General features: G+C 68.2%; 13 protein-coding genes. 7 read left to right on the top strand and 6 right to left on the bottom strand.

What is annotated here, in order from left to right:
* Nucleotide 1: 1 nt before the first annotated feature.
* Genes AC1DOQ_RS07850 through AC1DOQ_RS07875 form a run of 6 tightly spaced genes read right to left on the bottom strand, consistent with a single transcriptional unit; the run spans nt 2 to nt 6,540 of the window.
* Nucleotides 2-874: a branched-chain amino acid ABC transporter permease gene (locus AC1DOQ_RS07850; protein ID WP_477361889.1), complete on the bottom strand. Its 873-nt coding sequence runs from the start codon at nt 872-874 to the stop codon at nt 2-4.
* Nucleotides 874-2,049 (bottom strand): ABC transporter substrate-binding protein, encoded by a 1,176-nt coding sequence (locus tag AC1DOQ_RS07855; protein ID WP_477361891.1) that lies wholly within the window; start codon nt 2,047-2,049, stop codon nt 874-876. Before AC1DOQ_RS07855 ends, AC1DOQ_RS07850 begins: the two co-directional genes overlap by 1 nt.
* Nucleotides 2,050-2,077: 28 nt before the next feature.
* Complete coding sequence (locus AC1DOQ_RS07860) at nt 2,078-2,854, bottom strand: alpha/beta fold hydrolase (protein ID WP_477361893.1); 777 nt, start codon at nt 2,852-2,854, stop codon at nt 2,078-2,080.
* A gap of 7 nt (nt 2,855-2,861) precedes the next feature.
* A complete protein-coding gene (locus AC1DOQ_RS07865) occupies nt 2,862-4,418 on the bottom strand; it encodes a benzoate-CoA ligase family protein (RefSeq protein ID WP_477361895.1) in 1,557 nt (518 codons plus the stop codon).
* 58 nt (nt 4,419-4,476) lie between these two features.
* Nucleotides 4,477-6,051, bottom strand: coding sequence for a 3,4-dehydroadipyl-CoA semialdehyde dehydrogenase (locus AC1DOQ_RS07870; protein WP_477361897.1), 1,575 nt, complete (start codon nt 6,049-6,051; stop codon nt 4,477-4,479).
* Nucleotides 6,052-6,060: 9 nt separating this feature from the next.
* Nucleotides 6,061-6,540, bottom strand: coding sequence for a DUF4863 family protein (locus AC1DOQ_RS07875; RefSeq protein ID WP_477361899.1), 480 nt, complete (start codon nt 6,538-6,540; stop codon nt 6,061-6,063).
* Between the two features lie 195 nt (nt 6,541-6,735).
* Here AC1DOQ_RS07875 and AC1DOQ_RS07880 point away from each other — a divergent pair, with 195 nt between their 5' ends.
* From AC1DOQ_RS07880 to AC1DOQ_RS07910, 7 genes are all read left to right on the top strand, one after another.
* On the top strand, nt 6,736-7,638 hold the full coding sequence (locus AC1DOQ_RS07880; protein ID WP_477361901.1) for a helix-turn-helix transcriptional regulator: 903 nt from the start codon (nt 6,736-6,738) through the stop codon (nt 7,636-7,638).
* Nucleotides 7,639-7,791: 153 nt separating this feature from the next.
* Entirely contained in the window at nt 7,792-9,450 is a 1,659-nt protein-coding gene (gene boxC, locus AC1DOQ_RS07885; protein WP_477361903.1) for a 2,3-epoxybenzoyl-CoA dihydrolase, read from the top strand.
* A 31-nt stretch (nt 9,451-9,481) separates the two neighbouring features.
* The gene (gene boxB, locus AC1DOQ_RS07890) at nt 9,482-10,909 is read left to right on the top strand and encodes a benzoyl-CoA 2,3-epoxidase subunit BoxB (protein ID WP_477361905.1); all 1,428 of its coding nucleotides are present in this window, start codon (nt 9,482-9,484) and stop codon (nt 10,907-10,909) included.
* Nucleotides 10,910-10,927: 18 nt separating this feature from the next.
* On the top strand, nt 10,928-12,166 hold the full coding sequence (gene boxA / locus AC1DOQ_RS07895; protein WP_477361907.1) for a benzoyl-CoA 2,3-epoxidase subunit BoxA: 1,239 nt from the start codon (nt 10,928-10,930) through the stop codon (nt 12,164-12,166).
* Nucleotides 12,150-13,679, top strand: coding sequence for a 3-hydroxyacyl-CoA dehydrogenase (locus tag AC1DOQ_RS07900; RefSeq protein WP_477361909.1), 1,530 nt, complete (start codon nt 12,150-12,152; stop codon nt 13,677-13,679). Before boxA ends, AC1DOQ_RS07900 begins: the two co-directional genes overlap by 17 nt.
* Entirely contained in the window at nt 13,676-14,479 is an 804-nt protein-coding gene (locus AC1DOQ_RS07905) for an enoyl-CoA hydratase/isomerase family protein (protein ID WP_477361911.1), read from the top strand. The genes AC1DOQ_RS07900 and AC1DOQ_RS07905 overlap by 4 nt, the downstream gene beginning before the upstream one ends.
* Complete coding sequence (locus AC1DOQ_RS07910) at nt 14,476-14,916, top strand: MaoC family dehydratase (protein ID WP_477361913.1); 441 nt, start codon at nt 14,476-14,478, stop codon at nt 14,914-14,916. The genes AC1DOQ_RS07905 and AC1DOQ_RS07910 overlap by 4 nt, the downstream gene beginning before the upstream one ends.
* Nucleotides 14,917-15,026: the final 110 nt, after the last annotated feature.

Here is a 15,026-nt window from a genome sequence, read left to right on the forward strand (position 1 = left end):
CTCAAAATCCTTTGTTTCTCAAGCCCTGGGGGCGCCAGACCAGGATGACCGCCATCAGCACGTAGACGCCGATGCCCGACAGTTGCGCGAAGAAGACCTTGCCGAAGGTGTCGACGAAGCCGACCAGCAGCGCCGCCAGCAGGGCGCCGGAAATCGAGCCGATGCCGCCGATGACCACCACCACGAAGCACATGATCAGCACGCCGCCGCCCATGCCCGGGTAGACCGAGGCGGCGGGCGCGGCGATCATGCCGGCCAGGGCCGCCAGCGCCACGCCGCCGGCGAACACCGCGCGGTACAGCAGGCGGATATTGATGCCCAGGCCGCGGGTCATGTCGCGGTTGCTGGCGCCGGCGCGCACCATCATGCCCAGGCGCGTGCGGTTGACCACCCAGTACAGCGCGAAGGCGACCACCAGGCAGGCCGCCGAGGCGAACAGGTTATAGGCCGGATACGTCATCATGCCGCCCAGCGAGATGCCGCCGGCCAGCCAGGATGGCGCCTGCACCCCGTGCACCTCGTTGCCGACCAGGATGCTGCGCAGCTCTTCGAACACGAGGATGAGCGCATAGGTCATCAGCACCTGCTGCAGGTGGTCGCGCCCGTACAGGAAGCTGAAGAAGACCCATTCGAGCACGAAGCCGAAGACGGCCGCCATCAGCATGCCCGCCACCAGCATGGTGATGAAATGGTCGCCGAACATCGGCGCCAGCAGGTAGGCCAGGTAGGCCCCGATCATGTAGAAGCTGCCATGGGCGAGATTGATCACGCCCATGATGCCGAAGATCAGGGTCAGCCCGCTCGCGACCAGGAACAGCAGCAAGCCGTACTGGATCGCGTTCAGGCACTGGACCAGGAAGGTCGGGAAATCCATCAGAACGGACGGCAGCCGCGCGCCGGATCGGCCAAGGCCTTGATGGCCACGCCCTTGACCACGTTGTCGCCGCCGACCACCTGGCGCAGGTAGATGTCCTGGACCGGGTTGTTGGCCGCCGACAGCGTGAACTTGCCGCGCGGGCTGTCGATCGTGGCGGTGTGCATGGCCTTCAGCAGGGCATCGCGCTTGCCGTCGATGTCGCCGCCGACGCTCTTCAGGCCCGTCGCCAGCAGCTGGGCGGCGTCGTAGCCCTGCACAGCGTAGACGTCGGCGTCGAGGTTATAGGCCTTGCTGAAGGCGGCGCGGAAGGCGTTGTCGCGCGGCGTGTTCAGCTTGTCCGCATAGTGCAGGGTGGTGTACAGGCCCTGGGCGGCGGCGCCCTGGGCTTCGAGGGTGCCGTCGGTCAGGAAGCCGGCGCCGTACAGCGGAATGGTCTTGTTCAGGCCCGCGGCCACGTAGTCCTTCACGAATTTCACGGCGCCGCCGCCGGCGAAGAACACATAGACGGCGTCCGGCTTGTCGGCGGCGATCTGGGTCAGCAGGGCCTGGAACTCGACGTTCGGGAAGGGCAGGGTCAGGTTGCCGGTCACCTTGCCGCCGCCTTTTTCGAAGGCTTCGGTGAAGCCCTTCACGGATTCCTGGCCGGCCGCGTAGTTCCAGGTGACGGTGACGACCTTCTTGTGCCCGCGCTCGGCCGCCACCTTGCCCATCGCGAAAGCCGGCTGCCAGTTGCTGAAGGAGGTGCGGAAGATGTTCGGACCGCACATCGGCCCGGTGATCACGTCGGCGCCGGCGTTCGGCACGATCAGGATGGTCTTGCTTTCCTTGGCCGCCTTGGCCATCGTCGCCGCCACGCCCGAGTGCACGGTGCCGACCAGCACGTCGACCTTGTCGCGCTTGATCAGCTTGTTGACGTTGTCGCTGGCCTTGGCCGGATCCGACTCGTCGTCGACCTTGAAGTACTGGACTTCGCGGCCTCCCAGCTTGCCGCCCTGTTCGGCGACGTGCAGCTTGAATCCGTTCTCGATCATGGTGCCGAGATTGGCGTAGGTGCCGGTGGCCGGCAGCATGAAGCCGACCTTGATCGGGGCATTGTTCTGGGCGCCGGCAAGACCGGCGGCGAACAGGGCGACCGCGGCGGCGGTGGTGCGCAGAGTGGCTGGAAGGTGCATGAAGTGTCTCCTCGTTGTTATGGGGCGATCAGGCGGTGCCGATCATGAACCGGGTGGCTTCGTCGATGAGCTTCCCGGGTTGGTCACGATGAGGCGAGTGACCGCAATCCGGCAGCACGAGCAGGCGCGTCTGCGGCGCCAGTCTCGCGATGCCGTGGATCTGTTCCAGCGTGCCGTATTCGTCGTCCTCGCCCTGGACCGCAAGGATGGGCGCGTCGATGGCAGCCAGGTGTTCGCGGATGTCCCAGGCGCGGAAGGCCGGGTCCAGCCAGATGTCGTTCCAGCCCCAGAAGGCCGAGTCGATGTCGTCGTGGTAGCGCGCCAGGCGCTCGCGCAGGCCGCCCTGCAGGTAGGCGGTGCGGGCCTCGGCGATGGATGCCACCGACAGCTCCTCGACCATGATGTGGGGCGCGGCCACCACCAGGCCGCTGACCGGGAAGCGCGCCGCGTGCAGCAGGGCGATCGAGCCGCCGTCGCTGTGGCCGATCAGCCATGGGCGTTCGATGCCGAGTCCGGCCAGCAGCGCGGGCAGCACCCGCCAGGCCTGGCGGTGCATGAAGTCGACCGGCCAGCGCTCCTCGTGCGGGCGCGGCGTCGAGCGGCCGTAGCCATTGCGCGAGTAGACCAGGCCGCGCAGGCCGCCGGCATGGCAGAAGCGCTCGGGAAAATCCTTCCACAGCGCGATCGAGCCCAGGCCCTCGTGCAGGAACACGACCGTCGGGTGCGTCGATTCGGCCACGCCGACCCACCGGTATTCGAGGCTCAGCGGCATGCCGTCCAGGTCCAGCCTGGCGAAAGCGGACATGGCTGCCTCAGACCGCGTTGCGCAGGCGGAAGCGCTGGATCTTGCCGGTCGCCGTTTTCGGCAGGTCGGCCACGAACACCAGCTCGCGCGGATACTTGTGCGGCGCCAGCCTGCCCTTGACGAAGGCCTTCAGCTCGTCGGCCAGCAGCTCGTCGGGCTGGCGGTCCTTGCCCAGCACGACGTAGGCGGCGGTCTTGGTCAGGCCGTCGGCATCCTGCTTGCCGACCACGGCGCACTCGAGCACCGCCGGGTGGGCCGTGAGCGCGGCCTCGACCTCGATCGGCGACACGTACTGGCCGCTGACCTTCAGCATGTCGTCGCTGCGGCCCGCATACACCAGGCGGCCGTCGGTGTCCATGATGTACTTGTCGCCGCTTTTCAGCCATTCGCCCTGGAAGGTGGCGCGGCTCTTTTCGCGGTTCGACCAGTAGAGCAGGGCGGCGCTGGGACCGCGCACGTAGAGGTCGCCGATCTCGCCCGGCGCCACCGGGCGCTCGTCGTCGCCGCGCAGCTCGACCTCGTAGCCGGGCACCGGGAAGCCGGAGCTGCCGTAGCGGACGTCGCCGGCGCGGTTCGAGACGAAGATGTGCAGCATCTCGGTCGAGCCCAGGCCATCCAGGATGTCGCAGCCGAAGTGGTCGCGGAAGGCCTGGCCGACTTCGCGCGGCAGCGCTTCGCCGGCCGAGGCGCAGACCCGCAGCGCCACCTGCTCGCGCGGCGGCAGCTCGGCCGAGGCCAGCATCGCCACGTAAAGGGTCGGCACGCCGCCGAAGATGGTCGCGCGGTGGCGGGTCAGGCGCGCGAACACGGCCTGCGGGGTCGGGCGCTCCGCCATCAGCACCACGGTGGCGCCGACGCTGAGCGGGAAGGTCAGGGCGTTGCCGAGGCCATAGGCGAAGAACAGCTTGGCGGCGGAAAAGACGATGTCCTCGCTGGTGATGCCGAGGATGGGCTTGGCGTACAGCTCCGCGGTCCAGAACAGGTTGGCGTGCGAATGCACCGCGCCTTTCGGGCGGCCGGTCGAACCGGACGAGTACAGCCAGAAGGCGAAGTCGTCGGCGCAGGTGTCGGCGTGGGCGTCGGCCGCCAGCGGGGCGGTGTCGAGCAGGGCGTCCATGTGCGGCAGGGAGGCGTCGACGACCTCGCCGGCGGCGATCAGCTCCGGCTTGCCGCGGGCCGCGGCGAGGCCTTCGCGCACGCAGGGCAGCAGGGCCGCGCTGGCGACGATGGCCTTGGCGCGGCTGTGATCGATCATATACGCGTAGTCGGCGGCCGGCAGCAGGGTGTTCACCGGCACCGGGATCACGCCGGCGAACATGGCGCCCAGCAGGGCCACCGGCAGGTCCACCGTGTCCTGCATCACCAGCAGCACGCGCTGCTCCGGCTGGATGCCGCGCGCCAGCAGGGCCGCTGCGAAGCTCCTTACGCGGCGGTCGAGTTCTCCATAACTGAGGCTGCCGCGGTCGTCGATGAAGGCGGTCTTGCCGGCGCGCTCCGCGTTGAGGGCCAGGATGTGGCTGGCGAAGTTGAACTGCTGCGGCAAGGTGATGCTGTGATGGTTCATCATGTCTCCTTTGCCGGGATCGCGCCGTCCGCGCGTCCCGTTTTTATGTGTGCTCTGCCTAGTCGAGTCGAAGCTGGACCGCCTCGCGCGTCATGAGCGCCAGGGCCGCGGGCGAACCCTGCACGGCGCTGCGGCGGTGGTAGAAGGCCAGGCCGCGCAAGCCGCCCAGTTCCTCGCCGCCGCCGGCGCGGCCGGGGCCGCCGTGGATCGAGGCCGGCATCACGTTGCCGTGGCCGGTCTGGCTCTTGCCCACGTCCGGCGTCACCAGGTGCACCCGGCCGTGGGAAGCCGCCAGCAGCGGGGCGGCGGCGGCCAGCCAGGATTCGTCGTCGCCGAATACGGAAGTCACCAGCGAGCCCAGGCCGCGGTGGCTGAGCGCCAGCGCATGCGCGGCATCGCGGTAGCCCAGCAGGGTCGAGACCGGGCCGAAGACTTCGTGTTCGTGCACCAGCCGCGCCGCATCGCCGTCCGCCAGGCCGAGCAGGGTCGGGGCCACGCAGGCGGCCACCGCCGGATCGGCGTCGACCAGGGCCTGCTTGCGGCCGTCGTGCAGCACCCGCGCCTCGCCGGCCAGGGTGGCGATGCCGTCCTGGACGCTGTCGAACTGCTCGCGGCTGACCAGGGAACCCATCCTCACCTCGGGATGGCGCGGATTGCCGACGCTGACCTGGGCCAGGCGCGCGCCCACCGCCTCGGCCACGGCGTCGAACAGGCGGGCCGGCACCAGGGCGCGGCGGATCGCGGTGCAGCGCTGGCCGCTCTTGGTCGTCATCTCGCGCACCAGTTCCTTGACGTAGAGTTCGAACGCGGGCGAGCCTGGCTGGGCGCTCTCGGCCAGGATGGAGGAATTCAGGCTGTCGGCCTCGATGTTCAGGCGTATCGAGTGGCGCACCACGCCGGCGTGGGAACGGATTTTGGCGGCGGTGTCGGCGGAGCCCGTGAAGGACAGCACGTCGAAGGGCTCGAGGGCGTCCAGCAGGCCGCTCGATGAGCCGCACACGATCGACAGCGCGCCCGGCGGCAGCACGCCGGCCTCGATCACGTCGGCCACCATGCGCTGGGTCAGCCAGGCGGTGACGGTGGCCGGCTTGATCACCACCGGCACGCCGGACAGCAGGGCCGGCGCCGCCTTTTCCCACAGGCCCCAGGCCGGGAAGTTGAAAGCATTGATGAACAGGGCCAGGCCGCGCACGGGCGCGAGGATGTGCTGGGACTGGAAGGAGCCGTCGCGGGCGAGGGCGGCGGCCGAGCCGTCGAGCAGCAGGCGGGCTTCGCCCAGCGAGGCGCCCAGCTTGGCGTAGTAGTTCAGGGTGAAGGCCGCGCCTTCGATGTCGACCGCCGAATCGGCCTGGGTGGTGCCGGAATTGGCCTGGGCGATCGCATAATACTCGTCGCGGTTCGCCTGCAGCACCTTGAGCACCTCACCCAGCATGGCGGCGCGCTGGCCGTAGCTCATCGCCTGCAGCGCCGCGCGTCCGCTGTCGCGGGCGAAGGCGAAGCCCTGTTCGAGTCCTTCGGCGCGGCCGCCGGTAGCGGCCAGCGCTTCGCCGGTGACCGGATCGCGCAGCAGGTGGACGGCGTCGGCCGCATCCTGGCGTACGCCGCCCAGGTAGTTGTGCAGGAAGATCGTCATATCGTGTTTTTAAGCAGTGGCAGTGGCGGGCGTGAATTCGATCGCGCCCTGCGGCAGCAGGTAGAGGACCAGGGCGCGGCCCTGCGTGACCGTCGGTGCGTGGGCGCTGCCGGCTTCGTACACGCACCAGCCGGCGGGGCGGCCGTCGAAGCAGGCGTCCGGGGTAAGCGGCATGATCAGGTCGATCTCGCCGTGCGGATGCAGGTGATGCGGACCGGCGATGTCCTGCATGTCGACCACGTCGACGCTGAAACCGTGGGTGGCCGGCGTCGCCTTCAGCACGCGGCCGTAGCGGATGCCGCCGCCTTCGCGATTGCACAGCCAGCCTTCGCGCACGCCGGTCATGCAGGCGTCGACGATCTTTTCATAGAGCTCGCTGCCGGCGCCGTGCTGGGCGTTGAGATGGGATTCGAGTGCGGAACCGAGTGGGATACCGTCGATTTCCTCGGTCACCCGGGCGATCAATTGCTGGAAAGCGGAAACGTCCATTCAAGACCCCTGAGCTGATGTTGCTGATCATGCGGGAAAGATCGGATTTATAGTGCGTTCGAAAAGAGTGTAGGTGTATTATGTTGCATGAGTCAAGCCTTGTTTGAGTTATATTTCATGTGCCGTCTTGCCGTATGCAGTGGTGAGATAATGGCGCATGGTCCCGAAGGGGCAGTACTTTCGATGGAATTCAGAATGACAGCACCGCAGCTCAGCACAGACGGTTTATCCCAAGAAGAAAAAGACCCATTCCTGATCGCGCTCGGCGAGCGGGTGCGCGCCCTGCGTTCGCGCCGCGGCCTCACGCGCAAGGCGCTGGCCCGGCTGGCCGACGTCTCCGAGCGCCACCTGGCGAACGTCGAGTCGGGCGTCGGCAATGCCTCGATCCAGTTCCTGCGCCAGATCACCTCTGTCCTCAATTGCACGCTGGCCGAAATGATCGGCGACGAGACCGCCACTTCGCCCGAATGGCTGATGATCCGCGAGATCCTGCGTGGCCGTTCCGACGAGGAGCTGGCCAGGGCGCGCGCCGCGCTGGCCGGCCTGTTCGATGCGCCCACCAGCGAAACGGTGCGCCGCCAGCGGATCGCCCTGATCGGCCTGCGCGGGGCGGGCAAGTCCAGCCTGGGCCGCATGCTGGCCGATTACTGGATGGTGCCCTTCGTGGAACTGGGGCGCGAAGTCGAGGTGCTGGCCGGCTGCGGCATCGCCGAGATCCATGCGCTGTACGGCCCCAGCGCCTACCGCCGCTACGAGCGCCGCGCCCTCGAAGACATCATCCAGCGCCACCCGCGCGCCGTGATCGCCACCCCGGGCGGCATCGTGTCCGATCCGGCCACCTACAAGCTGCTGCTGTCGCACTGCTATACGGTGTGGGTGCAGGCGGCGCCGAAGGACCACATGGCGCGCGTGCTGGCCCAGGGCGACACCCGGCCGATGAGCGGCAACCGCGAAGCCATGGAGGACCTCAAAAGCATCCTCGAGAGCCGCGCCGCCTTCTATTCCAAGGCCGACTTCAGCTTCGACACCAGCGACATGACCCTGGAGACCGCCTACGTGGGGCTGCTGGAGCAGCTGCGCGACAACGTGGCCCTGTAGAGCGGTTCTCTCCCCGACAGGAGCGCCGGCACGATGCCGGCGCTTTTTTTTGCGCTTCCGGATGCAGTTTTTTTCTTGACGCCTCAATCTAGCTGCAATATAGTGCTTTCAACGGAAGATGAATGCACCATATTTCACCAGGGGACCCATCTCATGAGCACCGCACCGCAGATCGATTACTCAACCTCGCCGGACCGCTACAAGCACTGGAGCCTGGCAGTCGATGGCGAGATCGCCACGCTGACCATGCTCATCGACGAGGACGGCGGCCTGAAGGAAGGCTATAAACTCAAGCTCAATTCCTATGACCTCGGGGTCGACATCGAATTGCACGACGCGGTGCAGCGGATCCGCTTCGAACACCCGACGGTGCGCACGGTGGTGGTGACGAGCGGCCGCGACCGCATCTTCTGCTCGGGCGCCAACATCTTCATGCTCGGCAAATCGAGCCACCCCTGGAAGGTCAACTTCTGCAAATTCACCAACGAGACCCGCAACGGCCTCGAAGACTCCAGCCGCCACGACGGCCTGAAGTTCGTGGCGGCCGTGAACGGCGCCTGCGCGGGCGGGGGCTACGAACTGGCGGCGGCCTGCGACGAGATCATCCTGGTGGACGACCGCTCGTCCTCGGTGAGCCTGCCGGAAGTGCCGCTGCTCGGCGTGCTGCCCGGTACCGGCGGCCTGACCCGCCTGACCGACAAGCGCAAGGTGAGGCACGACCTGGCCGACATCTTCTGCACCACCTCGGAAGGCGTGCGCGGCCAGAAGGCCAAGGACTGGAAGCTGGTCGACGAAGTGGCCAAGCCGGCGCAGTTCGCCGACACCGTGCGCCGCCGCGCGCTGGCGCTGGCCGAGGGCAGCCTGCGTCCGGCCCAGGCCACCGGCGTCAAGCTGGTCCCGCTCGAGAAGACGGCCGGCCCGGACACGATCGACTACGCCTACGTGAGCATCAAAATCGACCGCGCGGCCCGCAACGCCACCTTGACGGTGCGCGCGCCCCAGGCCGCCCAGCCCCAGGATGCCGCCGGCATCGAGGCCGCGGGTGTCAACTGGTGGCCGCTGCGCATGGCGCGCGAACTCGACGACGCCATCCTGCACCTGCGCACCAATGAACTGGAGGTCGGCACCTGGATCCTCAAGACCGCCGGCGACGCCCGGACGGTGCTGTCGATCGACGCCACCCTGGCCGCGCATGCCGGCCACTGGCTGGTGCGCGAGACGGTCGGCCTGATGCGCCGCACCTTCGCCCGCCTGGACGTGTCCTCGCGTTCCCTGTTCGCCTTCATCGAGGAAGGCTCCTGCTTTGCCGGCTCGCTGCTGGAGCTGGCGCTGGCGGCCGACCGCATCTACATGCTGGCGCTGCCCGACGATCCCGAACGCGCGCCGAAGATCGCCGTCAGCGAGATGAATTTCGGCCGCCTGCCGATGGTCACGGCGCAATCGCGCGTCGCCCGCCGTTTCTATGAAGATGCGGCCGCCATCGACGCCGTGCGCGCCACCGCCGGCCGCCTGCTGGATGCCGGCGAGGCCGCGGCACTCGGCCTGGTGACCTTCGACACCGACGATATCGACTGGCCGGACGAGACCCGCCTGGCGCTGGAAGAGCGCGCCAGCATGTCGCCGGATGCCCTGACCGGCATGGAAGCCAACCTGCGCTTCAACGGCCGCGAGACCATGGAGACCCGCGTGTTCGGGCGCCTGAGCGCGTGGCAGAACTGGATCTTCATCCGTCCCAACGCCGTCGGCGAGCTGGGCGCCCTCAAGGTCTACGGCACGGGCAACAAGGCCCAGTTCGATTTCAAGCGCGTCTGACGCAGTTCTCCACACTATCAAGGAAACCACCGTGAGCTCGATTAACTACAACGACAAGATCCCGAACAACGTCAACCTCTCCGAAGACAAGACGCTGCAGCGCGCGCTCGAACACTGGCAACCCAACTACCTGCAGTGGTGGAACGACATGGGCCCGGACGGCTCGACCAATATGGACGTCTACCTGCGCACCGCGGTCAGCACCACGCCGGACGGCTGGGCCCATTTCGGCCACGTCAAGATGCCGGACTACCGCTGGGGCATCTTCCTGGCCCAGGCCGAGAACGACCGCAAGATCAACTTCGGCGAAGAGAAGGGCCGCGCCGCCTGGCAGGACGTGCCGGGCGAGCACCGCGCCAACCTGCGCCGCATCATCGTCACCCAGGGCGACACCGAGCCGGCCTCGGTCGAGCAGCAGCGCCACCTGGGCCTGACCGCGCCCTCGCAGTACGACATGCGCAACCTGTTCCAGATTAACGTGGAAGAGGGCCGCCACCTGTGGGCCATGGTCTACCTGCTGCACAAGTATTTCGGCCGCGACGGCCGCGAGGAAGCCGAAGCCCTCCTGCAGCGCAACTCCGGCGACCAGGACAACCCGCGCATCCTCGAAGCCTTCAACGAGGAGACCCCGGACTGGCTGGCCTTCTACATGTTCACCTACTTCACCGACCGCGACGGCAAGTTCCAGCTGAACGCGCTGGCCGAATCCGGCTTCGATCCGCTGTCGCGCACCTGCCGCTTCATGCTGACGGAAGAGGCCCACCACATGTTCGTCGGTGAATCCGGCGTCGCCCGCGTGATCCAGCGCACCGTGGACCTGATGCGCCAGCACGGCGTGGAAGACCCGGAGCAGGTGCGCGCACTGGGCGTGATCGACCTGCAGACCATCCAGCGTTACCTGAACTTCCACTTCAGCGTGACGGTCGACCTGTTTGGCGCCGACCAGTCCTCGAACGCAGCCACCTTCTACAGCTCGGGCCTGAAGGGCCGCTACGAAGAGACCAAGCGCGACGACGACCACCTGCTGAAGAACCGGCAGTACCGCATCCTCGAAGTGGCGAACGGCGCGCTGGCGGAACGCGAGGTCCCGATGCTGAATTCCCTCAACGAAGTGCTGCGCGACGACTTCATCCGCGATTCGATCGCCGGCATCGGCCGCTGGAACCGCATCATCGAGAAGGCCGGCCTGCCGTTCCGCCTGAGCGCGCCGAACAAGGCCTTCAACCGCCACATCGGCGGCTTTGCCGGCCATCGCGTGTCGCCGGACGGGCGCCTGCTGTCGGAAGTGGAATGGGCCGCCAACGAACGCAACTGGCTGCCGAGCGAGGAAGACCGCGCCTATGTGGCCTCGCTGATGGGCCGCGTGATCGAGCCGGGCAAGATGGCCAACTGGATCGCGCCGCCGCCGGTCGGCATCAACAAGCAGCCGATCGACTTCGAGTACGTGCGTTTCAACTAAGTGAACCAAGCCGCCGCCATGAATGCTCCAGAACCGATCTTCCTGGTGCGCCAGCACCTGATCGACCCCGAGGTCTGCATTCGCTGCAATACCTGCGAAGAGACCTGTCCGGTCGACGCCATCACCCACGACAGCCGCAACTACGTGGTCGATGCCGACATCTGCAACCATTGCGGCAACTGCGTCTCGCCATGCCCGACCGGCGCGATCGACCACTGGCACATGGTGCCGCGCGGCGCCGTCTATCCGCTGAGCGAGCAGTTCGGCTGGGACGAGCTGCCGCCGCAGCAGGAGCATCCCGAGGCCGCGCTCGAGGAGGTGGCCGCATCAATCGAAGCCGAGGGCGACACGGTGCAGACCAATGCGGCGCTGTCGGTGTCGTCGCCGATGCCGCCGTGGTCGGCCGCCCATCCCTATGCCCACCTGTACACGGCGAAGAACCCGGTACAGGCCACGGTGGCCGGCAACTACCGGCTGACGGCGCCGGACGCGGCCAGCGACGTGCACCACATCGTGCTCGACTTCGGCACCCAGGCTTTTCCCGTCCTCGAGGGCCAGTCGATCGGCATCATCCCGCCCGGCCTCGACGAGAACGGCAAGCCGCACTACATGCGCATGTATTCGGTAGCCAGCCCGCGCGGCGGCGAGCGTGACGGCTACAACAACCTGGCGCTGACGGTGAAGCGGGTGGTCGAAGACCATGCCGGGCAGCCGGTGCGCGGCGTCGCCTCCAACTACCTGTGCGACCTGCCGAAGGGCGCCACGGTGCAGGTGGCCGGTCCCTTCGGCGTCAACTACCTGATGCCGAACCATGCGGGCTCCAACGTGCTGATGATCTGCACCGGCACCGGCTCCGCGCCGATGCGGGCGATGACCGAGCACCGCCGCCGCATGGTCGCGGCCGGCAAGCCGCACGACGGCAAGCTGATGCTGTTCTTCGGCGCGCGCAATCCGGCCGAGCTGCCGTATTTCGGCCCGCTGCTGAAACTGCCGGCCGACTTCATCGACATGCACCTGGCCTTCTCGCGCCTGCCGGACCAGCCGAAAGCCTATGTGCAGGACAAGATCCGCGCCGCCGGCCCTGCGGTGGCCGACCTGCTGGCCGGCGACACCTATCTCTACATCTGCGGCCTGAAGGGCATGGAGACCGGGGTGCTGGAAGCCCTGGGCGAGGTCTGCACGGTGGCCGGCATGGATTGGCCGGGCCTGCAGGCGCGCATGGTCAACGAAGGGCGCTTCCATGTCGAGACCTATTGAGGCGACGCCGGCAAGCGGCGCGGTCGGCGTGATCGGCGCCGGCACCATGGGCGCCGGCATCGCCCAGGTGGCGGCAAGCGCCGGCCACCCGGTGCGCCTGCTGGACCTGCGCGCCGGCGCCGCGGCCGAGGCGGTGGCGCGGATCGGCGCCTCCCTTGCTGGCCAGGTGGCGAAGGGCCGCATGACCGAAGCCGAACGCACGATGCTGCTGGCGCGCATCGTGCCGGTCAGCACCAGCGCCGAACTGGATGGCGCCGTACTGGTGATCGAAGCGATTGCCGAAGACCTGGGCGCGAAACAGGCGCTGTTGCGGGAGCTGGAGCAGCGGGTCGCTCCGGACGCCATCCTCGCCACGAACACCTCTTCGCTGTCGATCACCGCGCTCGCCAACGGCATGCGCCATCCCACGCGCCTGGTCGGCATGCATTTCTTCAATCCCGTACCGGCCATGAAACTGGTGGAAGTCGTCTCCGGCGCGGAAACCGCCGCCGGCGTGGCCGCCACCGTGTTCGAGACCGCCCGGCGCTGGGGCAAGATACCGGTGCACGCGAAGTCCACGCCCGGCTTCATCGTCAACCGCATCGCGCGTCCCTACTATGCGGAGGCGCTGGCACTGCTGCAGGAACATGCGGCCACGCCGGCCGAGATCGACCTGCTGGCCCGCGGCGCCGGCTTCCGGATGGGGCCCTGCGAGCTGATGGATCTGATCGGCCACGACATCAATTACGCGGTGACGCTGTCGGTATTCGACGCCAACTACGGCGACCGGCGCTATGTGCCTTCGCTGGTGCAGAAGGCGCTGGTCGATGGCGGGCGGCTGGGACGCAAGACCGGCAAGGGCTTCTACGATGGCGTACCGGATCATGCCCCGCACGCGCCTCGCGAGACCGCCGCCCCGGCGCAGCCGGCGCCGTCGGTGGCGCTGGCGGGCAGGGGCGGCCAGGTGGAGAGCCTGGCGGCGCGGCTGGACCGGGCCGGCCTCGCCTTCGCGCGTACGCCGGACTGCGGCTGGAACGGCCTGCGCATCGGCGGCCTCGCCATGCACCTCACCGACGGCCGCAGCGCCGCCCGGGTGGCGGCCGAGCGCGGCGAGCGGCAGACCGGCGTGATCGACTGGATGCCGGGAGAAGGCGAGGGCGCGCTGGCGCTGGCCTTCGCCCCAGGCGTCGGACCGGCGGCGCGCGCCGACGTCGCCCGCGTGCTGGGCGCCTGCGGCTGGCAGGCGATCGCCATGCGCGACGTGCCCGGCCTGCTGGTGGCGCGCACCATCGCCATGCTGGTCAACGAGGGCGCGGACGCGGTCTGGCAAGGCGTCTGCGACGCCGCCTCCGCCGACCTGGCCATGAAGCTGGGCACCAACTACCCGGCCGGACCCTTCGAATGGTTGGAGCGCCTTGGCGCCGATCACGTCGTGACCCTGCTCGACCATCTGTTCGAGGCCTATCGCAGCGAGCGCTACCGGGTGAGCCCCCTGCTGCGGCAGCGCTACTGGACCCAAAGGATCCCCGCATGAACCGGGACACCGGCACCCGCAACTTCCGCGTCACGCTCGACCCCGACGGCGTCGCCCACCTCGTCTTCGGCCCCGAAGGCGCGATGCCGGTCGTGGACGCCACCGGCCACGCGGCCCTGGCCACCATCTGGGCCGGGCTCGACGCCGATCCGGCCGTGAAGGCCATCCTGGTGCGCAGCGAAGGCAAGGGCTTCTGCGCCGGCGGCGAGCTGGCGATGGTGGAAGAGATGCTGGCATCGGAAGCGGTGCGCGCGCGCGTGATGCAGGAGGCGCGCGAGCTGGTGCGCGGCATGATCGAATGCGGCAAGCCCATCGTCTCGGCGATCGGCGGCGCGGCGGTCGGCGCCGGGCTGGCGGTGGCGCTGCTGGCCGATATCTCGGTCGCCTCGCGCAAGGCCAAGCTGATCGACGGGCACACCAAGCTGGGCGTCGCCGCCGGCGACCATGCGGTGCTGATCTGGCCCCTGCTGTGCGGCCTGGCGAAGGCCAAGTACTACCTGCTGCTGTGCGAGACCCTGAGCGGCGAGGAAGCCGAGCGGATCGGCCTGGTCAGCCGCGCGACCGAGCCGGAACTGGTCGACGAAGAAGCCCTCGCGATCGCGCGCAAGCTGGCGGCGGGCAGCGCCTCGGCCCTGGCCGGCACCAAGCGCGCCTTGAACGGCTGGCTGCAGGCGGCCTGGCCGGCCTTCGAGGCTTCGCTGGCGGCGGAATTCATGGGCTTCGCCGGCGCCGACGCGCGCGAGGGCGTGGCCGCCATCAAGGAAAAACGCGCGCCGCTGTTCGGCGGGGAGACGAAGTGAAATTCGCCGAACTCGCCGCCGCCGGCCGCTTCGTCCTCGGCCCCGTCACCCTGGACAGCAGCGAGGTCGTGGACTTCGCGTCCAGCTTCGACGACCAGTGGTTCCATACCGACCCCGAGGCTGCGGCCCATGGCCCCTTCGGCGGCTTGATCGCCAGCGGCTGGCATACCTGCGGCCTGGCGATGCGCCTGGTGTCGCGCGAACTGCTGGCCGGTTCCGAGTCCTTCGCTTCGCCCGGGCTGAGCTATCTGCGCTGGCCGCATCCGGTGCGGCCCGGCGACCGGCTGATGCTGGAGGTGACCGTGATCGAGGCGCGGCGCTCGGCTTCTCGGCCGGAGCTGGGGATCCTGCGCTGGCAGTGGGTGATGCGGAATAGCGACCGGGAGACGGTGCTGGACCTCGAAGCCACCAGTATGTTCAAGCTTGACGATGTCTAGTTGCCGGTGCTGCAGCGGCTATGGCATGCGATAGTTGGCCTTCTTTCGCTACTGCAGTGGCATTCTCTCGCAGTTGCTTTCATGCAAGTTTAAATTCTAATATGCATGAG

It is taken from the genome of Massilia sp. 01N417 (genome assembly GCF_056399645.1).

What these genes read in the sequence shown, in the direction of transcription:
- boxC (WP_477361903.1), top strand. Translation starts at nt 7,792, where the DNA reads ATGAGCACCGCACCGCAGATCGATTACTCAACCTCGCCGGACCGCTAC.
- boxA (WP_477361907.1), top strand. Translation starts at nt 10,928, where the DNA reads ATGAATGCTCCAGAACCGATCTTCCTGGTGCGCCAGCACCTGATCGAC.
- AC1DOQ_RS07880 (WP_477361901.1), top strand. Translation starts at nt 6,736, where the DNA reads ATGACAGCACCGCAGCTCAGCACAGACGGTTTATCCCAAGAAGAAAAA.
- AC1DOQ_RS07865 (WP_477361895.1), bottom strand. Translation starts at nt 4,418, where the DNA reads ATGAACCATCACAGCATCACCTTGCCGCAGCAGTTCAACTTCGCCAGC.
- AC1DOQ_RS07905 (WP_477361911.1), top strand. Translation starts at nt 13,676, where the DNA reads ATGAACCGGGACACCGGCACCCGCAACTTCCGCGTCACGCTCGACCCC.
- AC1DOQ_RS07875 (WP_477361899.1), bottom strand. Translation starts at nt 6,540, where the DNA reads ATGGACGTTTCCGCTTTCCAGCAATTGATCGCCCGGGTGACCGAGGAA.
- AC1DOQ_RS07850 (WP_477361889.1), bottom strand. Translation starts at nt 874, where the DNA reads ATGGATTTCCCGACCTTCCTGGTCCAGTGCCTGAACGCGATCCAGTAC.
- AC1DOQ_RS07855 (WP_477361891.1), bottom strand. Translation starts at nt 2,049, where the DNA reads ATGCACCTTCCAGCCACTCTGCGCACCACCGCCGCCGCGGTCGCCCTG.
- AC1DOQ_RS07900 (WP_477361909.1), top strand. Translation starts at nt 12,150, where the DNA reads ATGTCGAGACCTATTGAGGCGACGCCGGCAAGCGGCGCGGTCGGCGTG.
- AC1DOQ_RS07870 (WP_477361897.1), bottom strand. Translation starts at nt 6,051, where the DNA reads ATGACGATCTTCCTGCACAACTACCTGGGCGGCGTACGCCAGGATGCG.
- AC1DOQ_RS07860 (WP_477361893.1), bottom strand. Translation starts at nt 2,854, where the DNA reads ATGTCCGCTTTCGCCAGGCTGGACCTGGACGGCATGCCGCTGAGCCTC.